Annotated in this window: 21 protein-coding genes; 13 read left to right on the plus strand and 8 right to left on the minus strand. The window is 69.4% G+C overall.

Features of this window, described 5'->3' with window-relative positions; genetic code table 11:
* Positions 1–50 precede the first annotated feature (50 nt).
* From NWFMUON74_RS15290 to NWFMUON74_RS15305, 4 genes are all read left to right on the plus strand, one after another.
* Positions 51–830 (plus strand): ABC transporter ATP-binding protein, encoded by a 780-nt coding sequence (locus NWFMUON74_RS15290; RefSeq protein ID WP_187688448.1) that lies wholly within the window; start codon positions 51–53, stop codon positions 828–830.
* Positions 827–1588 carry an ABC transporter permease gene (locus NWFMUON74_RS15295; protein ID WP_187688449.1) on the plus strand — a complete coding sequence of 254 codons (762 nt, stop codon included), beginning with the start codon at positions 827–829 and terminating at the stop codon, positions 1586–1588. The genes NWFMUON74_RS15290 and NWFMUON74_RS15295 overlap by 4 nt, the downstream gene beginning before the upstream one ends.
* A 371-nt stretch (positions 1589–1959) precedes the next feature.
* Complete coding sequence (locus tag NWFMUON74_RS15300; protein WP_187688450.1) at positions 1960–3378, plus strand: FAD-binding oxidoreductase; 1419 nt, start codon at positions 1960–1962, stop codon at positions 3376–3378.
* On the plus strand, positions 3375–4502 hold the full coding sequence (locus tag NWFMUON74_RS15305) for an FAD-dependent monooxygenase (RefSeq protein WP_187688451.1): 1128 nt from the start codon (positions 3375–3377) through the stop codon (positions 4500–4502). Before NWFMUON74_RS15300 ends, NWFMUON74_RS15305 begins: the two co-directional genes overlap by 4 nt.
* 49 nt (positions 4503–4551) lie before the next feature.
* On the opposite strand, the gene NWFMUON74_RS15310 is transcribed toward NWFMUON74_RS15305, so the two are convergent.
* The 3 genes from NWFMUON74_RS15310 to NWFMUON74_RS15320 form a co-directional block, all read right to left on the minus strand.
* Entirely contained in the window at positions 4552–4824 is a 273-nt protein-coding gene (locus NWFMUON74_RS15310) for a WGxxGxxG family protein (RefSeq protein ID WP_187688452.1), read from the minus strand.
* Between the two features lie 74 nt (positions 4825–4898).
* Entirely contained in the window at positions 4899–6203 is a 1305-nt protein-coding gene (locus NWFMUON74_RS15315; RefSeq protein WP_187688453.1) for a serine/threonine-protein kinase, read from the minus strand.
* 277 nt (positions 6204–6480) lie between these two features.
* On the minus strand, positions 6481–8661 hold the full coding sequence (locus NWFMUON74_RS15320; protein ID WP_232111038.1) for a YfhO family protein: 2181 nt from the start codon (positions 8659–8661) through the stop codon (positions 6481–6483).
* A gap of 216 nt (positions 8662–8877) precedes the next feature.
* Here NWFMUON74_RS15320 and NWFMUON74_RS15325 point away from each other — a divergent pair, with 216 nt between their 5' ends.
* Complete coding sequence (locus NWFMUON74_RS15325; RefSeq protein WP_187688454.1) at positions 8878–9354, plus strand: MarR family winged helix-turn-helix transcriptional regulator; 477 nt, start codon at positions 8878–8880, stop codon at positions 9352–9354.
* Positions 9355–9392: 38 nt separating this feature from the next.
* On the opposite strand, the gene NWFMUON74_RS15330 is transcribed toward NWFMUON74_RS15325, so the two are convergent.
* Entirely contained in the window at positions 9393–10040 is a 648-nt protein-coding gene (locus tag NWFMUON74_RS15330) for a TetR/AcrR family transcriptional regulator (RefSeq protein ID WP_187688455.1), read from the minus strand.
* 160 nt (positions 10041–10200) lie between these two features.
* Between NWFMUON74_RS15330 and NWFMUON74_RS15335 the strand changes: the two genes are divergently transcribed.
* The 3 genes from NWFMUON74_RS15335 to NWFMUON74_RS15345 all read left to right on the plus strand — a co-directional run bounded on the left by NWFMUON74_RS15335 (position 10201) and on the right by NWFMUON74_RS15345 (position 12862).
* Complete coding sequence (locus NWFMUON74_RS15335; protein WP_187688456.1) at positions 10201–10665, plus strand: nuclear transport factor 2 family protein; 465 nt, start codon at positions 10201–10203, stop codon at positions 10663–10665.
* Positions 10662–11561 carry an alpha/beta fold hydrolase gene (locus NWFMUON74_RS15340; RefSeq protein ID WP_187688457.1) on the plus strand — a complete coding sequence of 300 codons (900 nt, stop codon included), beginning with the start codon at positions 10662–10664 and terminating at the stop codon, positions 11559–11561. The genes NWFMUON74_RS15335 and NWFMUON74_RS15340 overlap by 4 nt, the downstream gene beginning before the upstream one ends.
* A 371-nt stretch (positions 11562–11932) precedes the next feature.
* The gene (locus NWFMUON74_RS15345; protein ID WP_187688458.1) at positions 11933–12862 is read left to right on the plus strand and encodes a patatin-like phospholipase family protein; all 930 of its coding nucleotides are present in this window, start codon (positions 11933–11935) and stop codon (positions 12860–12862) included.
* A gap of 6 nt (positions 12863–12868) precedes the next feature.
* On the opposite strand, the gene NWFMUON74_RS15350 is transcribed toward NWFMUON74_RS15345, so the two are convergent.
* Positions 12869–13480 (minus strand): Rv0361 family membrane protein, encoded by a 612-nt coding sequence (locus NWFMUON74_RS15350; protein WP_187688459.1) that lies wholly within the window; start codon positions 13478–13480, stop codon positions 12869–12871.
* A 371-nt stretch (positions 13481–13851) separates the two neighbouring features.
* Here NWFMUON74_RS15350 and NWFMUON74_RS15355 point away from each other — a divergent pair, with 371 nt between their 5' ends.
* Both NWFMUON74_RS15355 and NWFMUON74_RS15360 read left to right on the plus strand, forming a co-directional pair.
* A complete protein-coding gene (locus tag NWFMUON74_RS15355; protein ID WP_187689178.1) occupies positions 13852–14511 on the plus strand; it encodes a response regulator transcription factor in 660 nt (219 codons plus the stop codon).
* A gap of 15 nt (positions 14512–14526) precedes the next feature.
* The gene (locus tag NWFMUON74_RS15360) at positions 14527–15954 is read left to right on the plus strand and encodes a sensor histidine kinase (protein ID WP_187688460.1); all 1428 of its coding nucleotides are present in this window, start codon (positions 14527–14529) and stop codon (positions 15952–15954) included.
* 9 nt (positions 15955–15963) lie between these two features.
* On the opposite strand, the gene NWFMUON74_RS15365 is transcribed toward NWFMUON74_RS15360, so the two are convergent.
* Positions 15964–16884 (minus strand): TAXI family TRAP transporter solute-binding subunit, encoded by a 921-nt coding sequence (locus NWFMUON74_RS15365; protein ID WP_187688461.1) that lies wholly within the window; start codon positions 16882–16884, stop codon positions 15964–15966.
* Between the two features lie 191 nt (positions 16885–17075).
* On the opposite strand from NWFMUON74_RS15365, the gene NWFMUON74_RS15370 reads away from it, so the two are divergent.
* Complete coding sequence (locus NWFMUON74_RS15370) at positions 17076–17363, plus strand: putative quinol monooxygenase (RefSeq protein ID WP_187688462.1); 288 nt, start codon at positions 17076–17078, stop codon at positions 17361–17363.
* A 268-nt stretch (positions 17364–17631) separates the two neighbouring features.
* On the opposite strand, the gene NWFMUON74_RS15375 is transcribed toward NWFMUON74_RS15370, so the two are convergent.
* The gene (locus NWFMUON74_RS15375) at positions 17632–18063 is read right to left on the minus strand and encodes a hypothetical protein (RefSeq protein ID WP_187688463.1); all 432 of its coding nucleotides are present in this window, start codon (positions 18061–18063) and stop codon (positions 17632–17634) included.
* 179 nt (positions 18064–18242) lie between these two features.
* On the opposite strand from NWFMUON74_RS15375, the gene NWFMUON74_RS15380 reads away from it, so the two are divergent.
* Together NWFMUON74_RS15380 and NWFMUON74_RS15385 are read left to right on the plus strand one after the other, a co-directional pair.
* Positions 18243–19055, plus strand: a complete 813-nt coding sequence (locus NWFMUON74_RS15380) for an SAM-dependent methyltransferase (protein WP_232111039.1) — start codon at positions 18243–18245, stop codon at positions 19053–19055.
* Between the two features lie 2 nt (positions 19056–19057).
* Entirely contained in the window at positions 19058–19753 is a 696-nt protein-coding gene (locus NWFMUON74_RS15385; protein WP_187688465.1) for a hypothetical protein, read from the plus strand.
* Between the two features lie 104 nt (positions 19754–19857).
* Here the strand turns inward: NWFMUON74_RS15385 and NWFMUON74_RS15390 are convergent, their stop codons facing one another.
* Positions 19858–22146: a hypothetical protein gene (locus tag NWFMUON74_RS15390; protein WP_232111040.1), complete on the minus strand. Its 2289-nt coding sequence runs from the start codon at positions 22144–22146 to the stop codon at positions 19858–19860.
* Positions 22147–22150: the final 4 nt, after the last annotated feature.

A 22150-nucleotide genomic window follows, 5' to 3' on the forward strand; every position in this document is an offset into this window, starting at 1 on the left:
GGCTCGGAAAGCCGCACCTCGAAATTCCGGGAAGAAGGACGAACATCAGCATGCCCATCGAAGAAGCGATCCGGGTGCGGGGCCTGGAGAAGTCGTACAAGGAGGTGAAAGTGCTGCGCGGCGTGGACTTCGACGTCGAGCGCGGCAGCATTTTCGCCCTGCTCGGGTCGAACGGCGCGGGCAAGACCACGATCGTGCGAATCCTGTGCACTCTGCTCGGAGCGGATGCGGGGACGGCGAGCGTCAACGGATTCGATATCGCCACGCAAGCGGCGGAGGTCCGCGAATCCTTCAGTCTCACCGGTCAATTCGCCGCCGTCGATGAAATTCTCAGCGGGCGGGAGAATCTCGTGCTGGTCGCCCGGCTGCGGCATGTGCGCAATCCCGGCGCGATCGCGGACGATCTGCTGGAACGATTCGCGCTGACGGGCGCGGCCTCGCGAAAGGTCGCGACATATTCCGGTGGTATGCGCCGCCGGCTCGATATCGCGATGAGTCTCATCGGGAGCCCGCCGGTCATTTTCCTCGACGAACCGACCACGGGACTCGACCCGCAGGCTCGCATCGACGTGTGGGAGGCCGTGCGGGAACTGGCCGGGCAGGGCACGACCGTGCTGCTCACGACGCAGTATCTGGACGAGGCCGAGCAGCTCGCCGACCGGATCGCCATCCTGCACCAGGGCCGGATCATCGTGAACGGCACGCTCGCCGAACTGAAGCAGATGCTCCCGCCCGCCGAGATCGAGTACATCGAGAAACAGCCGACCCTCGAGGACATCTTCCTCACCCTCGTCGGCGACGAAGCACCGATGCGTAAGGACGCTCAATGAGAACGCATTTCCTCGCCGACACCGCCGTGCTGCTGGGACGGTCGCTGCGCCACATCACGCGCAGCGTGGACACCATCATCACCACCACGATCACCCCGATCGCGTTGATGCTGCTCTTCGTCTACGTTTTCGGCGGAGCGATCGAGTCCGGGTCGGATTCGTACGTGACCTACCTGCTGCCCGGCATTCTGCTCATCACGATCGCCTCGGGCATCTCCTACACCGCGTTCCGCCTCTTCCTGGATATGCAGGGCGGCATTTTCGAGCGCTTCCAGTCCATGCCGATCGCGCGGTCGTCGGTGCTGTGGGCGCACGTACTGACCTCGCTCGTCGCCAATGTCATCTCACTGGTGGTCGTGGTGCTGGTCGCGCTGCTCATGGGATTCCGTTCCGGCGCGGGGATTCTGGCGTGGCTCGCGGTCGCGGGTGTGCTGCTGCTGTTCACGCTCGCGCTGACGTGGATCGCGGTGATACCCGGCCTCACCGCGAAGTCGGCCGACGGCGCGAGCGCGTTCTCCTACCCGCTGATCTTCCTGCCGATGATCAGCTCGGCCTTCGTGCCCACCGATTCGATGCCCGGGCCGGTGCGCGCGTTCGCCGAGCACCAGCCCGTGACCTCGATCGTCGATACCGTCCGCGCCCTGCTCACCCGGCAGCCGGTTGGCGCCGACATCTGGATCGCCCTGGGGTGGTGTCTCGGCATCGTGGTGATCGCGTACTTCTTCGCGATCGCGGCGTACCGCCGCAAGATATCCTGACCGGCTCCGGTTCGCGGGCGCCGGTGCCGCCCGCGCGAATTCGATGAGTGGACGTGTCATCTGGTCGGGAACCCTACCACTGGGTGGTCGATTGACTTAATCTACTGACGACCTGGAGAACGGATCTCAGAAGATGGCACTTCCCAGCGCATCTGGTGACTCGAGGATGAACGACCACTCCCGTGCGTGGATCGCGCTCGGTTCGGACGTGGTCACACGACTATGCCCTGGAGTTTCGCGGTAGCGAGAATATTCCCGTAGCGCCGGAAAGCGCTGTCTCGCAAGGTCTCCGGACCATTGCGCCGTTCCCGCGTCCCATTTCGAATTCTCGGATCGTCGTCCTGCGCGCGATCCCTTTCCTGGAGTTTTCCATGACCGACGAAAGCACCGTTCAGCAGTTGCGCACCGAGGACGCCCGACCGGCGGATCTGGGTGGGCATCGGCCGCGCCGGATCCACGACACCTATTTCCCGGCGAGCACCGAGGAGGTGCGGCAGCACATCGTGTCGGCGGCTCGCACGGGAATTCCGGTGTACCCGTTGAGTACCGGTCGCAATTGGGGGATGGGTTCGCGCAACCCCGTGCGGGACGGCTGCGCGATACTGGATCTACGTCGCATGTCGGCGGTGCGGACACTGGATGTGGAACGCGGTTACGCGGTCATCGAACCGGGCGTCACCCAGCGCCGATTGGCCGATATGCTCGACGGCACGCCGTGGATGCTCAACGTCACAGCGGGCTGCGCGGACGCGAGCATCGTCGGAAACACCCTGGAACGCGGTGACGGCACGATCCGGCCCCGATCGGAGGACCTGCTCGGCCTCGAGGTCGTGCTCGGCACCGGTGACGTCATCACCACGGGCGGGCTCGATCGCAACGGTCGGCGGCCGGGCGCCACCTCCGGGCCGGACCTGACACGCGCATTCCTGCAGAGCAATCTCGGAGTCGTGACCGCGATGGCGGTCGCGCTGCTGCCGCGACCCGAGGCCGCGACCGTCGTGCACGCCACCGTTGCCGCCGACGCGCTCGGCGCCGCCGTCGACACGACGATCGAGCTCGGCCGGGCGCTGCGCCCGACCGACGGCATGCTGCGGTTGAAGGAGATCTTCGTCGTGCCCGCCGGAGCGGCCGTCCCGGACGGGGCCGATCCGGACCACGTGACCATCCAACTGCCGTTGCTCGGCTCCCGTTCCTCGGTGCAACTGGCCGAAAAGACCTTCCGCGCAACACTTTCCCGGACACCCGGACTCGCCGCACTGCGTACCGTCGCGGCCGAATCCGTCGCTTCCGCGGATCCGCTGTACCCCCAGGCGCAGTTCGCGCGCGGGATTCCCTGCTGCGCGAATCTCCAACGGCGGCTGGGGATCACCGCGTGCACCGACGTCGACGCGGCCGACACCGGCTGGCTGATGTTCCTGCCTGCCGTGCCCCTCGAACGCATCGCCATGACCAAGGCGGTCGAACTGTTCACCGAGGAGGCGCGACGGCACGGCACGACCGTCATGCTCGAATTCAACGTGATCTCCCATCACAGCACCAACCTGGTGGCGCAGATCCCGTTCCGCCGTGAACCAGCGGCGGTCGCGCGGGCCCACGCACTGCGTGACGCCGCCCGCGACCGGTTCCTCGACGCGGGTTTTCCGCCGTACCGCTCCGATATCGACCATGCCCCGAGAGAATTGGCCGATCGCGCCGCCACCTACAGCGACGGGCCCCTCGCCGCGCTGAAACAGATCTACGACCCGGCCGGAATCATCGCCCCGGGCCGATTCCTGGTAGCCGGCCGATGAGCACCACCGCGACATCGCCGGACAATGTCGATTGCGTCATTCTCGGGTCGGGCGTCGGCGGGGCGCTGCTGGCGTTGCTGCTGGGCCGCCGAGGGCAGCGAGTGTTGCTGCTGGAGGCCAAATCTCACCCGCCCGCCCGGGGCGCGGAGATTCTCAAGCCGCGCGGGATCCGGGTGCTCGCCGAACACGGTCTGCTCGACGAACTGCTGAACCGGGGCGCCCTGGAGCGCGTGATCATCGACTTCTATCACGACGGGTCGCTATTGCTGTCCTACGATTTCGCCGAGCACACCCGGCTCGGGCACTTTCTCATCGTGCCCTACGCCCGGATCGTGTCGGTGATTCTCGACGCGTGCGCGGAACTGCCGAACGTCGATATCCGATTCGGCCGCCGCCTGGTCGATCTGTGCAGCGAGCAGTTCCCGGTGTCCAGCGGACTGCTCGACGACGGAACCCGGGTTCGGGCACGGACATTCGTCGATGCGGGCGGATCGATGTCGGCGCTCAGCACGTTCGTCGAATCCATGCGGGACAGCAGCCGATACGGGCAGGTGCTGCGCATGGCGACGATTCCCGTCACCGCCAGTGTGCTGTCGCGCAATCGGCTCTATTTCAGCTCGACCGGCAGGCTCGCGTACTTCTATCCGGTCGACAGCGGCAAAGCCAGAGTATTCCTCGGGTTTCCCGGTGCGCAGGATGCGCTGATATTCGAACGGCCCTGTGACGACCTGGCCGCCCAGCTCGCCGATTTCGTCACGAAAAGCGGTGACGCCCTGGCCTTGCTGCGTGCCGATCAGTTCGTGCGGGTGCCGATATCGGCCTATACGAGCAAGCCGTATCATCGCGAAAACGTCGTCCTGCTGGGCAGTTCGGCGTTCTCGCCGCATCCCATGACCGGGCAGGGCATGAGCTACACGCTGGAGGACGCCACCGTGCTCGCCGAGATCCTGGCGGCGGCGACCGGCCCAGAGCACTTGGAACTGCTGCTGCAGGAACGGTACGAGGTCCGTCGCGCGCTGCACGGCAGGCTGGTCGCCTACGGTGACGCGCTGGCCGAGTCGTACCACGATCGCGACGCCTACCTGCGCGTACATGACCCGGTCCTGCACGGTGGGGACCGCTGAGCGCGGCCCCCGCCGTGTCGGGCGGGGGCCACGGGCGGTGTGGGATTCGCTAGTGCGGCTGCCCGGGCCTGGTGGCTCCGGCGTTGGTCACGGGGTAGCCGGTCTCCTTACGCCGCCGCATTCCCAGGAGGCCGCCCAGACCCAATAGGCCGAGCAGGCCCCAGAGGCCGGTTTTGTCGCTGTCGCCGCCGTTGTCGTGGTCGTCGTCGACGGTCGTCTGGGCGACCGGTGGTGGCGCGGGCGCCGGGTCCGCTTCCGCCGCCACCGCCGGACCCAGCGCGAGAACGAGGGCCGATAGTGGTACCGCGATTGTTCTACGCATGGTGAATCACTCCTTCCTCGTCGGTCTTGCCGACTTACCCACCGATTCGCCGCGAAAACGCTCGGCCCGCCGCATCATTTCTCGGGTTTTCCGGCTTTTCCATTGTTCTTCCCGCCATTACCGTGGTCCGGCTTGCCCTTACCGTTGCCGTGGGGTGTCGAAAAGGACGGCGCCGGAATACTCTCGGCCGGTTCGGGAAATACGGGCGAACAACCGCCGCCCCCGGGACAGAAGGGACCGTCGGCCGGGAGCGGCCGGCCGATTTCGGTCTGGGGGCGCGCGGGTTCGAACAGCGGCGGCGGCTCGGGGACGGTCGTCGGCGCGGTCCCGCTCTGGGGGACCGGCACCCGCTCCGGAGCGGTGTCGGTGCCGAGCGTGCCCGGCCGTCCGAACCACAGCGCCGCACCGATCGCCGCGGCGAGTAATGCCAGCGCGGTGACCGCGACGAGCGGTTCGGCCAGCGGTGCCAACAGCGCGGCCGGGCCGTATACCGAGACGCGGCGCATCCGGGCGGGCATGGCGGGCGTCGTGGCGACGGCGCTGTCGGCGGTCGGGGCGTCGCGGCCGGTGAGTGCGGTGTGCGCGGCGCCGGCGAACGTGCCGATCGCGGGCCAGCGTCGCCGCGGGTCCTTGGCCAGGGCGCGGGCGAGGATCGCGTCGATCGCGGCGGGCAGCGCGGGATTGATCGCGGTGGCCGGCGGCGGCTCCTCGGTCAGGTGCGCCCGCACCTGTCCCGCGGCGTCGGTGTCGACGAAAGGCTTTCTGCCGGTGAGGCATTCGTAGAGAACGCAGGCCAGCGAGTACTGGTCCGATCGGGCGTCGGCGTGGCCGTCGAACCGTTCGGGCGCCAGGTAGCCGAGCGTGCCGACGACATTGCCGTCGAGGGTGAGGGCCGGTTGATCGGCGCGGTAGGCGGTTCCGAAGTCGATCAGATGGGCCGTGCCGCCGGAGTCGACGATGATGTTGGAGGGCTTGACGTCGCGGTGTGTCACGCCCGCGCGATGGGCGGTGTCGAGCGCGGCGGCGATCTGGGCGACGACGGCCGCCGCGGTGCCCGGCGGCAGTGGTCCGTCCCGCAACAGCGCTGCCAGTGTGCTGCCGGGGATGTAATCCATGGCGAGGTAGAGGCGGTCGTCGATCTCGCCGAACGCGTGAACCCGCGGCAGGTGCGGGCTGCGCAGCTGCGAGACGAGGCGAGCCTCCCGGGTGAAACGCTGCCGGTGCGGAACCTCCACCGGGGCGGCCGCGAGTACCTTCAACGCGACCTCGCGGCGCTCGACCGTGTCGTACGCCAGCCACACCAGCCCGGTGCCCCCGCTGCCGAGCAGCCGATCCAGCCGGTAGCGCCCGAACCGGCGCTCCCCGGCATCGTCCGTCACGACCCGTTCGCCCCCGGTACGGCGAGCGCCACGAACGCTGTGGCACCGGGACGGCGGCGGGAAAGAGGTTCGCGCATCCGGTCATGGTACGACCGCGCCAGACGGGTGTCCGGCAGTGAAACGACATCACTCCGGTTCCCGGGTGCGGACACGTCGTCGCCCGGATGGCGCATGTTCTCGCCGGGAGCGGGTGGGGAGTGGCACATGCTGAGGTACTTCGCGGTCGGTTTGCTCGCGGTGGCCACGGTGGCGGTCGGGGTCGCCGCCGGGATGCCGGTCAGACCGGCACCGGCGCGTGCTGCTCGGCTCGTTGGGCCGGCTCGGCGCCGGGGTATTCCTCCTGCGGCGCAGGGGTTTCGGGGCGGCGGCCGCGCCGATACCACCACTGCAGGATGCCGAGTCCGACCAGTCCGGCGATCGCGGTGGTGATGCCGATCTTCCAGCCCGGCGGCCGCCAGGTGAGGACGAGGTCGGCGTCGCGGGTACCGGGTGGGATGTCGACGGTGGCGAAAGTCTTCGCCACCGCCCGTAACCCGATGTCGTGGCCGTCGAGGGTGGCGCGGTAGCCCGGCCACGCCAGCCGGGCGAACACGACCCGGCCGCCGGTGTCGGAGCTGACGCGGATGTGGCTGGTGAAGCTGTCGCGCGCGACGGAGGTGGCGGTGACGTCCGGAGTGTCGGCGACCAGGCCGTTGCGGGTGGAGATCGGTCCGTCGGTGCGTTCGAGCACCCAGATGTACTGGTCGTGGCCGGGGTAGTCGACCCACCGCCAGCCCGGTGGCGCGGGCCGGGTGGGAGCGTCGGGGTACTGAGCGCGTTGCAGCACCACGCGATCCACCTTCATCAGATCCACGATCGTGCGTCCGGTCTCCGGCTCGGTGGCGAAGGCGCGGCGGTAGGCGTCGGCGCAGGTACTGCCGTTCCAGCCCATGCACAGCAGCGAGCTGAAGGCGGCGTGGCCGATCGGGCTGTAGGCGTTGACGTAGTCCAGGCCGATCGCCTTGGCGTAGTTGCCGAAAGCGAGCGACCCCCACGCGCGATCGATACTCTCGTCCCGCGGTGCCACCAGCGCCCGGTCACCGAGTTGCAGTGTGACACCCGTGAAGTCGGGGAAGGCGGCGGCCATCTCCGAGCGCCGCTGCGGGAAATGGTAGGACATCGGAGTGGCGCCCTGCGCACGAACCTGATCGTAGGCGATGGGGAACATCGCCAGGATCGCCAGCGCGCACGCCACCGCGACGCCGCGGGTGCGGGCCAGCCACACCAATCCCGCGGTCAGCGCGGTGACGATCGCCGCGGCGACCAGATGCCGGACCACCAGATCCGGTGCGGCACTGCAACTCCGGACGAACAACAAGCCGATCAGCACGGCCGCCGCGAGTCCGCGGCGGCGCCGGTCGGCGAACGCGCCATAGCGACTGAGCAGCACGCACACCAGTACCAGCAGCCCGACCGCGAGCATCGGCAGCACCCGCCCCGGCCAGCGCAGCGGCCCGATGTGCCCCGGCCCGGCGGTCCACATCAGGAAAGTGAGCGCGAACAACGCGGGGCCGGTGAATTCCCGCGCGTCGCGCCGGACCGCGGACCAGTCGATGAAGGCCAGCAGCGGGATCACGAACCACGCGATGTACACCATCGGCAGCGGCTGGACGTACCCCCACCAGCCTTCGAACGCGGGCACGGTGCTGGGCAGGCTGGCGTTCAACGATTCCGACCACGGCACGTTCAGAAACGGGTCGTTGAGAATGCGCTGGTCGCCCCGCCAGGTCACCGACGACGACAGCATGCTCGGCAGGAAGGTCGACAGCCCGGCCAGCCCGGCGCACCCGGCCGCCAGCAGCAACCGCAGCGACGGCCGCCAAGCCCGCTGGTACACGACCTCCCCGACCGCGACCGCGGCGATCATGATCGCGGATTCGACTGCGGGAAAGATGTATTGGACCGAAATGGCCAGATACAGGTATGCGAAAACCGGTATCGGACCGCCGCGCCCGCGGGTGTACCGTACGGCCGCGGCCCAGGCGTGCAGCATCCACGCGGTCCCGGTGAGCGAGGTCGCCCAGCTGGCCTCGTCGAAGAACAGGAACCAGCCCGACAGCGTGAACCCCACGCCCGCGACGGCCGCCCAGTACGGCTCGGCGCGGTAGGCGAGACAGACGCGAAACACCCCCAGCGCGGCGATGATCGAGAAGACCAGCTTGACGACCGTCGCGTACACCGCGAGGTTGTCCATCGAGGGCGCGAGGACGTCGACCAGCAGCTGCGGCGGGTTGTACAGGCCCGCCTCCTCCATCGAGTAATTGCCCGACATCCATTCCCACGGCACCAGCGCCGGGAACCTGCCCTCCCGCAGGTGCCGGCCGAGCATCACCCACAGCGGCGCGTACTGGGCCTCGGTGTCGTCGGTGTAGAAGTGGCGCGGATCGGCCAGCAGTACCGACGCGTACCCCGCGACCACGCCGGCCACTGTGACCGAACCCCACCGGAAAACATCCGATCGAGGAGCGAATGCTGCGCGAATGCCCACGAGTCGCAGACACTACCCGATCACGAGCACTGAGCAACTGTTTCCATGAGCAGGTATCCGCCGGTCCGATCGAGCGACCGCTTGCCGCGGCGGGCGCGGGCGGGGGCAGGATGGAGCGTGGAGACACGGTGCGGTACGGAGGTTGTGATGGTGCGACGGCAAGCGGTGGCGGAGGAGTCGGTGGACGAGATCACCGACGCGCTGCTGACCGCGTCGCGTCTGCTGATGGCGTTGTCGGCGCGCTCGATCGCACACGTCGACGACTCGATCACGATCCCGCAGTTCCGCACGCTAGTGCTGCTGTCCACCCGCGGGCCCTCGAAGATCGCCGATCTCGCGGCCACGCTGAACGTGCAGCCGTCCACCGCGACCCGGATGGTGGACCGGCTGGTCGGCGCCGGGCTGATCGACCGCAAACCCAATCCGCGCTCGCGCCGCGAGCTGATCATCGAACTCAGCGCGCGCGGGCGCACCGTCGTCGACGCGGTCACCGAACGTCGCCGCCGGGAACTGGCCGCAGTGGTCGAACGCATGCCCGCCGCCGACCGCTCGGGTCTCGTGCGCGCGCTGACCGCCTTCACCGCCGCGGGCGGCGACCTGTCCGTCACGGCCGATACGATCTGAAATACGCTGTGGGCCGAGGAGTTCGACCGTCGGCGCGGCTATCGCTCCGGTGATCCGGGGTCGTGCGCGGCGTCGTCCCCGCGGGGGAGCAGGCCGCGGGCGACGAGGTCGGTGGCGGTGCGCAGGAGGGACCGTAGTTCGGATTCGTCACGGCCGAGGCTGTCCGGGCGCCAGCCGAGGCTGATCACGCCGTTCCAGCAGGCCCACAGGACGGTCGCCACCGCGTCGGGATCCACCGGACGGATGACCGCGGCGGCGATGCCCGCTCGCAGGGCCTCGACCATGCGCCGATTCTGTTGGGCCACAGCGCTTGCCAGTCGGTCGGCGAGGTCCTGACCCGCGGCGTACTGACCGGGCGCGCCCGGGAAGGCGAGCATCCGGAAGTACTCGGGGTAGGCGAGATAGAACTCCAGGTATTCCTCTGCGGCGGCGTAGAGCTGCTCGATGGGGGTGCGGTCGGTGGTGTAGGCGCGGTCCATGTAGTTGCGGTCGACGCCGAGGGCGCGCTCGACGACCGCGGCGTGCAGGCCCGCCTTGGATCCGAAGTGGTTGTAGATCGAGCCCACCGCGACCCCCGCGCGCCCGGCGATCTCCTCGACGGTCGTCTCCTCGACGCCCTGCTCGGCGAAGATCTCCTCGCCCGCGCGCACCAGGGACTCGATCGTGCGCTGTTTCCGAGGATCCATGCCACCTTCTTGTCATCGTTGCAAAAGACGGATCGCACCTGCTAGCGTAGTCGCCACCTTCTTGTAATGCTTGTAAAAAATCCTCGTATCGTTCCCGGGAGGTCGTCATGACTGCGCCACGCCAGCGTCCCGAAGTACTCGTCGCTCCCCTGGCCGTGCGGTGACCGGCGACTGGCGCCGCGTGCACGAGCACGTCGTGACGGCCTTCGCCGCGGGCTGGGATCGGTTGAGCCCTCGCGCTTTCGACGCCCTGCTCGCCGACGACGTGCGGCTCGTGCAGCCGCTGTTGCCGACCTGCACGGACAAACAGTCCTGGTGGGGGGAGGTCGAACGGTTGTCGGACCTGCTGCCCGACCTGCGCAGCGACGTCCTCAGATGGTCGGGGGAAGGGCCGGTGGTGTTCATCGAGCATCGCTTCACCGCCACGGTGGGCCGCCGCACCGTCAGCGTCCCCGCCGTCGACAGGCTGACGATCACCGAATCCGGTGTGATCACCCACCGCACAGCGTATTTCGACCCGGCGCCGCTCACGCTGGCGGTACTGCGCCACCCGCCCGCGTGGTGGCGCTGGTGGCGATCCGGTCTCGGCCCGCTGCTGGGCAGAAGGAGGTTACTCGACCGATGAACGACTGGCGCGACCCGGGCCTCGGCACGCCCGCCGAGGCCCGGTTGCCTTCGGGGACAGTGCGATACCACGAGCGCGGCAGTGGGCCGGTGATCGTCTTCGCACACGGTTATCTGGTCAACGCGAATCTGTGGCGCAAGGTGGTGCCGCTGCTGGCCGACGAATTCCGCTGCATCACACCGGATCTGCCGCTCGGTTCGCATCTGGTGCCGATGCGCCGCGACGCCGACCTGACGCCGCCCGGTATCGCGTGGCTGCTCGCCGACCTGCTGCGCGAACTCGATCTGCACGACGTGACCCTGTTCGGCAACGACTCCGGCGGCGCCTACAGTCAGCTCGTGGCCGCCGACCATCCGGAACGGCTGCGCCGCCTGGTGCTGAGCTCGTGCGAGACCCCGTACGACACCTGGCCGCCGTCGCCCGGCGGATTCGGGCTGCTCAAGGCCACGGCGGCCAATCGCGTGACCTACCGCGCGCTGTATCAGGCGCTGCGGCTGCGCCGAACCTGGCGCTGGCGCAACACCTACGGCTGGCTGGCGAAGTACCCGATCGAGCGGCAGGTGATGGAGAGCTACATCGGTCCGGTGCTGCGTAGTCCGCAGATCCGGTTCGACGGCCGCAAGGCCATCGGCTCGGTCTCCGACCGGTACACCAGGGCGGCCGCCGGACGGCTCACGAACAACTCGGAGCTGCCGATCGACATGATATGGGCGAGCGCGGACCACGTGTTCCCGCTGCGCCACGCCGAGCTCTACGCTCGCGCACTGCGCACCGAGGTGCGCGCGGTCCCGGACGCTTTCACCTATGTCACGGAGGATCAGCCCGAGCGCACCGCGGCATCGCTCGCCGCCTGCGTCCGGTCGGGCGCGACCGAGCGGCGACGAACGAACCGCTGAGGAAAGGGAGTCGACGCCCAACAAGCGCCTCTCGGCGAGTGGTCGCTCGTAGCGACTGAAAGGGGTGCGGCCCGGGGCTGTCCGGGCGCCGACAAGGGGTTCAACCGAGCGGGCGGGGGAGCTATTCCGGCGGTGCGGTGTGACGCGGCTTACGCCCGGTGACGAGGAATTCCGGAAGCGGCTTTTCGAGATGTGCTCGGATCATCGAGCGAGCGTCACCGCCATCCTCAAATAATTGTAAAGTCGCCGCTTCCGGTCTGCGGCCGTGATCGCCCGATGCTAGCTTCTGTGCGCGGATCCCGGGCACGAGTTCGGATCGCACGGACGATATTCGGTAGTTCAGCGGCTCGGCCCGCGGAGAGGGTCGGGCAATGACGCGACAGCCTGTGGTGCGAATTCTCGCCGGGGTGGCCGGCCGCAGCCTGAGCATGATGGTGGGAATGGCGAGCGGGGCCGTGGATGCGCTCGCTGACCGGCGCGCCGGGTGCGGGTCGACCGGTGCGCCGCCGTTGCGGCCGATCGTCGCCGGGGTCAGCGGCGGCGCGATCGCGGCCGCGGCGATAGCGCTCGGAATGACGCGGGATCGGGCGCGGCAGATCGCGATCGCCTATCCGGAATCCGAGGTGCTGGGAGCGAGAAGTTTTCGCGCTTTCCTGGCGCGCCGCGTGTTGTATCCCGATGCTCGAATTCGCGGGCTCGCCCATGCGGTCGTCGGCGATCGCACCTTCGCCGATTTCCTGCTGCCGCCGATATCGCCGGAGCGCGAGGCGGTGTCGGCTCTGCTCGTTCCGGTCTATTCCGCGGAATTCGGCACCCTGGTGTTGCCCCGAGACCTGCCGAAACTCGGCCTGCCGGACCTGCCGGTCGCCGACGCGCTCGTGGCCGCGACTCGGATACCGGGCGCGCTGCCCGCCGCCCCGGGCCTCGAGAACGTCTTCGACGGCGGCTGCCACCACCGCGTTCCCCACGACATCTTCGCGCCGCGGCGCGCGCTCGTGCTGGACCTCTACGGACCGCAGCCGTACAACAGCCGGGGCGGGCTGCTCTTCCCCGTCCTGCACCCGTCGCTGCGGGCAATTCCCAACCGGCCCCGGCCTTTTCACGACACCACCCTGCGCGAGGCGACCGTCTTCGCCCATCAGCGCTACGGTGCGGCACTGCGGACACCCGGGCGATCGCCGGCGGAGCTGTTCGACTCCGGCTACGACATCGCGGCGACCTGGGTCCGTTCCCGGACCGACGCACAACTGCGGAACGTGGTCGACCCGGATGTACTCGGACTGCCGGAACCGGCCGCCTGATCCGCGCTACAGCCCCGGACCGTTGAGGCCCTTCAGCAAACCGCAGACCTTCCACTCGCCGCTCTCCTTGACCAGGTCGTAGGTCAGGGCGTGGGTGGTGGGTTTGGCGCCGATCTTCAGCTGCGACTCGACGGTGAAGGTGCCCTTGTCGGCGCCGTCGGGCACATCGACGCTCTTCAGCGTCGTCTTGACCTCGACCTTCGGGCTCTTGGACGGCGTCACCGTCGTCCTGCCCGCGCTGTCGATCTTCGCCTTGTCCGCCTTACAGAGCAGGTCGCTGTTGTCCTTGCCCTCGCTCGCGCCGTCCACGAACCGCTGGGCGACGTCTCGCGGGCTGCTGGATGTCCCGGGCAGCCCGCCGCCGGAGAACAGGAAGAATCCGCCGACCACCGCGACGAGCGCCACAACGCCCGCGCCGCCGAGGATCCAGGGCAGCGGGCTCTTGCCGCCGCCCTGCGGAGGGTAGGGATACCCGCCGTACGGCGGCGGCTGGGCGTGGCCGGGCGGCGGGCCGTAGGGCTGCTGCGGCGCACCGTAGGGCGGCGGCGTCCCGTAGGACTGTTGCGGTGGCCATCCGCCGGGCGGCATGCCGGGGTGGGGCTGGTTCGGGTCCGTCACGGCGCCATTGAAGCACGCGAAAGACGTTGGGCGAACTCGGCGTTGGTGTTTTTACAGTCCGTTGAGGTGGCCGTCGGCGGGCACGGCGGGCCGGATGCGATGTCGGGTTCGGTGCCGAAAGCGTCGCGCCCGCTGCTCGAATCCGGGGCGAGCGGTCTCTACGCTGGGTGGGTCGCGCCGGGCTGTCGCTGGCGGCAGGTCGGCGCCGGGTGGGATCGAGCGAGGAGTACGACCGGTGTTTCAGATAGTGGCTCGGGCGGTCATTGCCGTGGAGGTCCTGACAATGAACGGGGCGCGGCACGAGGGCAGACGAGCGGCAACCGCCGCGGCGGGCCGTGTGAATGCCGAGTGAGAGCCCGTCGGATCGGCGGGTGCGGCTGCTGATCGTCGAGGACGACGAGGATGTCGGCGACGCCCTGGTGGAGGTGCTCACCGAGCACGGCTACCACGCCGAGCGCAAGACCCGCGGCCTCGATCTGCTTGTCGGACACCGGCATTACGATGTGGTCGTCCTCGATCTCGGGCTGCCCGACTGCGACGGCCTGCGGGTGCTGCGGCAGCTGCGTGAGGTGTCGGCGATTCCGGTGCTGATCCTCACCGCGCGGGACGACGAGCGCACGATCGTGCGCGGCCTGCGCGGCGGCGCCGACGATTATCTGGTCAAGCCGCCGCGGGTGGGCGAGTTGATCGCCCGTATCGAACTGGTCTCCCGGCGCGTGGGTGTGGCGTCGGGCCCGGAGTCGTCGGTGGTCGTCTCGGGCGACGTGCGGGTGGACCTGGCGGCGCGCGAGGTGGTGGCGGGCGGCGTGCCGGTGACGTTGACCCAGAAGGAATTCGACCTGGTCGCGGCGCTGGTGGAGCGCCCGGGTTCGGCGGTGAGCCGCGAGGTGCTGATGGACCGGGTGTGGGGCGACGCCTTCGCCGCGGTGTCGCGGTCGCTGGACGTGCACATCTCCACCCTGCGCGGCAAACTCGCCCGGCCGGGCCTGATCACCACGGTCCGCGGTTTCGGCTACCGCTGGGGCCGGTGACGCGAGAGTGGGAACGTGCGCAGACAGTTACTGGTGATCCTGCTGTGCTTCGCCGCGTTCGCGGTGACCGGCTTCGCGGCCCCGCTGGCGGCGACGAGTTCCACGGCCAGAACCCAGCGGCTGTGGTTCGACCGGTACGTGGACGCCGAGTGGTTCGCCGATCTGGCCGTGCACGCCATGGCGACCGGCGACCGGTCCGCCCTGGACACCGAGATGCGGCGCTACCACGACCTCTATTCCGATCGCGTCCTCGTCGTCGACGCCCGTGGCGGCGAGTTCGCCAATACCGGCGTGGACACCGCGGACGCGCGCACTGTCGCATCGCTGGCGGCGGTCCGTAGCAATCGGCACGCGGTCCAGCCGCCACATCGGTTGCGGCCGTGGGATTCCGACAGCATGCGGATCACCCATCCGATCGGGGCCGGTATGCAGGTCGGTGGCGCCGTGCTCATCGAGGCCTCCACGGTGCGGGCCAAGCACGACATCCTCGACCGCTGGGTGCTGATCTCACTCGGGACCTGGACGGCGTTGCTGCTGTGCACCGGTGTGGCACTGGTGGTCACCCGGTGGGTGCTGCGGCCGCTGGCGCGGCTGTCGGGAGCGGTGACCGCGCTGGCCCGGACCCTGCCGCGCCCGGCCGCGGCGGCGGCGCCCACGGTGATCACCCGGAATTACGGCGGTCCGCCGGAGGTGCGGGAGCTGGCCGGTTCCTTCGAGGCGATGGCGCAGGCGGTGGGCGAGGCGGTGGACGCGCAGCGCCAGCTGGTGGCCGATACCGCCCATGCCATCCGGAACCCGTTGACGGCGCTGGCTATTCGGCTGGATCAGCTCGGCCGTTCGATTCCCGAGCAGGCCGTGCTGTCGTTGCGGCGGGCCGTCGCGCAGGTGGAGCGGCTGCAGGCGGTGCTGGACGGAATGCTGCGGCTGGCCGCCGCCGAGACGCCCGCGGGATTCGGTGCTGGACAGGCGGATTCGGATTTCCCGAGCCGCTGCGAGGCGGTGCGGATCATCGACGACCGAGTCGAGTCCTGGCAGCCGGCCTGCGCGGCGGCGGGGGTGACGGTGACGTCGGTCCTGCCGCCCCGGGAGGTGGAGGTCGCGGTTCCCGAGGACGCACTGGTGCAGATTCTCGATGTGCTGCTGAGCAATTCGTGCCGATACGCGGGCGCGGGAGCTCGGGCGGAGGTGGCGTTGCGTGTGGCGGGCGACGCGGCGGTCGTCTCGGTGACCGACGACGGCGCCGGTGTCGCGCCGGACGAGCTCGACAAGCTGACCACCCGCTTCTACCGCGGCACGGCCGCCGCGGCGGGCGGGACCGGGCTCGGACTGCCGATCGCGGCCGCCTCGGCGCAGCGTCACGGCGGCGCGCTGACGGTATCGGCGGTGCACCCGCACGGCTTGCGTGCGTCGGTGCGATTGCCGCTGGGGCGCGTCGCCGACTGACCGAATCGGTCAGCCGTGCTCGTCGCGATACTGCGCCGCGGCGGCAGGGTGTAGTGGAACGGTTCCGGTGCCGACCAGCCAGCGGCGGTTCAAGAAGTGAAATCCCAATGCCTGCGCGGGCATCAGTCCGTCGGCGCTGCGCACGAGGAGCCTGGTGATCCTCGCGACCGTCGCGTCGGGGAGTCCGGATCCGGCCAGGAGCAGGTTCGGCACGCCGATCGTGGCGAGGCCGGGGCTGCCGGGGTAGGCGTCGGCGGGTATCGCGACCCGGTCGTAGTCGTATCCGAACCGCTGCCGCAGCGCGGGGACCGCATCGCCGAGATCGATGAGCCGGGCCCGCCCGGGGATGTCCGGTCCGGGCGTCGGGATGCCGCCGCCCCACACGATCGCGTCCACGGTTCCGGTGTGCAGCATGGCCACCGCGTCGGACAGTTCATGGTTGCCGGTCACCACATCGCGGCCGGGATCCAGGCCCGCGGTGCGCAACACGCGCTCGGCGGTCACGGCCGCGCCGGATCCCTCGACCCCCAGATCGATTCGCGCGCCGCGCAGTTCACCCACCCGCCGGATCGGGCTGTCGGCGGGCACCGCCAAGTGGATGTAGGTCTCGTAGAGCCGCCCGATCGCCCGGGTGCCGATACCGGTCGAGGTCACCGTATCGGCGAGCGACAGCGCGGCGTCGATCTCGCCGCGGGCGAGCATGTCCAGATTCGCCCGCGATCCGTCGGTGACGATCGGCTCGATACGCACGGTGCCCTCGCGCGCCGCGGCGTGCGCGAGCAGGTGCGCGAATTCGTGGAACAGCCCGCCCGGCCGGCCGGAGCCGAGCCGGACGGACGCGATCGGGTCTCGGGCGCAGCCGGGGATCGCCAGCGCGGCGGCCAGACCGAGGAATGCCCGGCGTCGAAGCGGGGGAGCGCCGTGCCACATCGATGGTGCTCCTGATCGTCCGCCTCACCCGGCCCGCTCGGCGGCCGTCGTATTCGGGTCATTGCAGCCGGATCCCGGACGCCCTGTCAACGAGGTGCCGCCGCCGCTGGGAGCAGGCCGGGCGACCTAAGCTGTGGAACGGAGTGCGAAGTTCGAGCCGAATGGTCGGTTCACACGCGAAAGGAACGCGCATGATCGCTGTCATCGCCGAGTTGATCGTCCAGGACGGGAAGGGCGCCGAGCTGGAGGCCGTCGTGGCCGATCTGGTCGGGCAGATCGAGCGCAACGAGCCGGGCAACCGGGCGTACCGGCTGGTGCGATCCCAGAGCGACCCGAACTCGTACCGGATCTTCGAGCTGTACGACGACCAGTCCGCGCTCGAGGCGCACGGCAAGTCCGAGCATTTCCGTGCCGCGGGTCAGCGGCTCGCACCGCTGCTGGCCGGCGCGCCGAAGATCGAGTACTTCGACGCAGTGTGACCGATTTTCACGCGCGCAGGCTGGGCCGGTAGACGAGTTCCTGGATATTGCCGTCGAGGGCGCGGGTCTCGATCAGCTCGAGGTCCCCGTCTTCCCGGTGATCACCGGGAACAGCGTCACCTGGACGCGGTCGGCCAGTAGAGGTCGCCGGTCAGCGTGGTCGACACCACGGTGGCCGAAAGATTCGGCTCTCCTCGCGGACGGTCCGGCCTGCGTACTCATGCAGACCGGAAGCCGCCGCGATATCTTCGCCGAGCGTTGCCGGGTGTCAGTTGGGCAGGTAGCAGCGGTCGGCCGGGAGTGATTCGGTGGTTCCGGCCGGGACGGAGATCTTGGCACAGGCCAGCGTGGGGTAGGAGCTGGGTGTGTCGGAGTCGGCGGGAAAGTCGGCGCAATAGGTGAGGGCGAGGTGGTCGCCTTCGGTCACCTCGCGGTCGAGGGTGAAGTCGGCGGGGGCGGGCTCGCGCGCCGAGAGCGAATTCTGTTGTTGGTCACCGTCGATCAACAGGGTGCATTGCACGGTGCCGCCGGGCAGGTCGGTGCTGATCCGGCTCAGGGTCGCGGTGACAGTGGCTCCGGACACGGTCAGGGATGCGCTGCTGGGTGGAACGATGGTCGCCCCGGCCAGGCCCGGGACGGCGATGACGGCCGCGGATGATGATGCGACGACAAACCCTCGAAGTATGCTGCGTGCGATCATGGGCGGAATCTAGCCTGCTGCGGGCCTGAAATTTCCCACTGCTGAATACATTCCGCGTGTCGTGTGCGTGTCGTGATCATTCTGGTGCGGGTGCCGGATCGTCGGCGCGCCGTGGGGGCCCGATGCGGTATACCTCGGGGTACGGATGTTCGGATGTCAACGCACAAGGAGGCTTTGCCGTGCCAGACGGTCAGTTCGACCTGCGCACCGGCGTGCCGCACTCGGCCCGGATGTACGACTACTTCCTCGGCGGCAAGGACAACTACGAGGCCGATCGGGACGCGGCGGAGCAGGCCTTACAGCAGTTTCCGGCGGTGCGCGTGACCGCGCGCACCAATCGGGAGTTCATGCGGCACGTCACGCGTTATCTGACCGGCCAGGGCATCCGCCAGTTCCTCGACATCGGCACCGGCATCCCGACCGCGCCGAACCTGCACCAGGTCGCGCAGGAACTGGCGCCGCAATCCCGCGTCGTCTATGTCGACAACGACCCGATCGTGCTCGCGCACGCCCGGGCGCTGCTGGTGAGCGCGCCCGAGGGCCGCACGGCCTACGTGCAGGCCGACGCCGGGGACCCGGCGGCCATCCTGGCCGCGCCGGAACTGACCGGGACACTGGACCTTTCGCGGCCGGTGGCGGTGTCGCTGATGGCGCTGCTGCACTTCCTGCCCGGCGATGTGTACGAGATCGTGCGGACGCTGATGGAGCCGCTGGCGCCCGGCTCGTATCTGGCGATGTCGCACGTGACAACGGAATTCGACGACGGCCCCGACGATCCGGACGGCATGGCGCGTCTGCTGCGGGTCTACGTGGACCGCGGGATTCCGGTGCAGCCGCGTACGCGGGCCGAGGTGGCGAGGTTCTTCGACGGCCTGGAACTGGTCGAACCCGGTGTCGAGGTGATCCACCGCTGGCGCAACGAGGGCATCGAGCACCCGCCGAGCCACGACAAGCGGGTGTCGCTCTACGGCGCGGTCGGGCTGAAGCGCTGAATATGGATCGCCGCCCCGACCCGTCGCGGCCGCCGAGCGGCGGTGGCCGGACGGCACCGATCGTCGCCGTGCTCGCCGGGATGGTGGTGATGCTGGGTGTCGGTGTGGCAGTGGGCATTCTGGTCGGCCGCGACAGCGGCGGGTCCGGCGGCGTGGCGGCGACCGCGGTCGCCGCGCCGCGCACCTATTCGATGAACAAGGTCACCAACGCGTGCGAACTCGTCGACGCCTCGCCGCTGACCAAGTGGTCGTCCGTGCCGAAAGGTGAACCGGAGCACCGCGAGACCCGGCCGTCGGTCTACGGTGCGGGCGGTCTGCGCTGCGATATCGCCTATACGAGTCCGGGTGAGCTCTCCCTGAACGACGCCGGGATGCGCGTCGAGGCCGAGTTCACCAGCGGTGACGCGCCACCGTTCTACGACCACTGGCAGCACAGCGATGTGGTCACCACCGGGGCGAGATCGGCGTCGGGCGTTGTCACCGGACTCGGCGCGCAGGGCTATTGGCATTCCGAGGTCGAGGGCACCCTCGTCACCAGAACGACCTACGTCGTCTGTGTGCGAGACGCCAACGTCTCGGTGCGGGTGGCGCTGAATCTCGATCGCGAACAGGACGCCCTGCCGATGGTCAGCGACGCGGAACTGGACGGGATCGCGCGCGCCCAGGTGCGCCGGACGCTGGACGCCCTGGCGGAATAGCGATCGGATCGGCCTGACCACAATCCTGTCGCCGCGCGCCCGCTCCTGCGACCCTGGCAGGACCGGTGGCGCCCGCGATGAGGGAGGGCGCCACCGCGGCGGCCCTATTCGCGCGGATCCCGCGCGGCCGCGACGATATCGGCCAGTTCGCGGTCGGTCTCGCCGAGTTCGCCCTCCGGTTCGTCCGCGCGGCGGCCGCGCACGTACAGCCACTGCAACAGCCCCGTGCCCAGCACTCCGGCGGCCAGGGCGGCGGCACCGATCTTCCAGCCGGGCGGGCGCCAGGTCAGATTCAGCTCGGCGTCCCGGGTTCCGGCGGGGATATCCACGGCGACAAAGGATTTCGCGACCGTGGTGAAGGGCAGCGGCTTACCGTCGAGAGTGACCCGGTAGCCGGGCCAGCCCAGCCGCGCGAACACCACCCGGCCGCCGGTGTCGGAGGTGACGCGCACGCGACTGGTGGTATCGGACTCGGAAAGCGAAGCGGCGGTGACGTTCCGGGTGTCGGCGACGCGGCCGTTCACGGTGGACACCGGCCCGCCGGACCGTTCCAGCACGTCGATATAGCGTTCGTGCCCCGGATAGTCGACCCACCGCCAGCCCTCGGGCGCGGGCTGGTCGCGGGCGCCGGGAAACAGCGCCCGCTGCAGCACGACCCGGTCGACGAGCATCAGATCGACCAGGGGGCGGCCGGTACTCGGCTCGGGCGCGAACATGCGGCGGTAGGCGTCGGGGCACACGCTGGAATCCCAGCGCATGCACAGCATCTCGCCGAAGTAGTAGTGCCCGGTCGGGGTGTACCCGTTGACGTAGTTCAGCTCCATATCCTCGGCGTAGTTGCCGAAAACCAGTGAGCCGTAGGCGCCTTCGAGATTCTTCTCGCCAGGTTGCAGCAGCCCGCGCTCGCCCAGCTGTACCGTGGTGCCGGTGAAGTCGGGGAACGCCGCCCGCGCCTGGGCGCGGTTCGCGGGCAGATTCCACGGCATCGGGGTCGGCTGCGCGGCCTGGACCTGATAGTAGGCGATCGGGAACATGGCGACGATGGTCAGTGCCGCCGCCGCGGCGGCCCCCTTGCGTGAACCCAGCCAGACCACGGCCGCGCCCACCGCGGCGATCGCCACCGCGGCCGTGACGTGCCGGACCACATTGTGCGGATCGGCGGAGAACGACCGCACCCACAGCGCGAGGACCAGCACGGCGGCGGCGACACCGCGCGAACGCAGGTCCCGGACGGTGCCGAAGCGGCCGAGCAGCACCCCGACCAGCACCAGCAGGCCGATAGCCAGCATCGGCAGCACCCGCACGGGCCAGCGCAGCGGTCCGATGGTGCCCGGCCCCGCCGTCCACATCAGCATGATCACCGCGAACAGCGCGACCGCCGACAGTTCCCGCCACGCCGACCGCGCCCGCCGCCAATCGATGAAGGCGAGGGCCGGGATCAGGAACCACGCGATGTAGGTGACCGGCATCGGCTGGATATAGCCCCACCAGGAGGTGAAGGCGGGCAGCGTGCTGGGCAGGCTGGCGTTGAGCGATTCCGACCAGGGGACGGTGAGGAACTGGTCGTTGCGGATCTCGGCGGTGCCGCGCCAGGTCACCTTCGCCGCCAGCATGCTCGGCAGGAAGGTGAGCAGACCGGCCAGTCCGGCACAGGCCGACACGAGCGTCAGCCGCAGCACCGGTTTCCACGCGCGGCGGTACACGAGCTCCCCGGCGGCCACCGCGACCAGCATCAGCGCCGCTTCGACGGCCGGGAAGATGTACTGCGTGGAAATGGTCAGGTAGAGATACACGAACACCGGGATCGGGCCCGCCCGGCCGCGGGTGTAGCGCACCGCCGCCGCCCAGGCGTGCACCAGCCACGCCGTGCCGGTGAGCGCGGTCATCCAGCTGGCCTCGTCGAAGAACAGGAAGAAGCCCGAGAGCGGGAAGGCGATGCCCGCCGCCGCCGACCACGCCGGACGGCCGCCGTAGACCAGGCAGATCCGGTAGACGCCGAGGGCGGCGATGATGGCGAAGGCCAGTTTGACGATCGTCGCGTACAGCGCCAGATTGTCCATCGAGGGCGCGAGCAGATCGATGAGCAACTGCGGCGGATTGAACAGGCCCGCATCGTCGATGGTGTTGTTGCCCGACATCCACCGGTCCGGCCACAGCACCGGGAACTGCCCGTTGCGCAGGGCTCCGCCCAGCGCGACCCACAGTCCGGTGTACTGGGATTCGGTGTCGTCGGTGTAGAAGTGGCGCACATTGGCCAGCAGCACCGCGGCGTAGCCCGCGACGACGCCGACGACCGTGACAGCCGCCCACCGATAGACCGCCCGCCGCGCGGAACCCCGTGTGGCCGCCGCGGGTTCGGCCGGCGTCACCTCCGACACCGTACTGTCCGTCACGAGT

Source organism: Nocardia wallacei (genome assembly GCF_014466955.1).
Lineage (GTDB): Bacteria > Actinomycetota > Actinomycetes > Mycobacteriales > Mycobacteriaceae > Nocardia > Nocardia wallacei.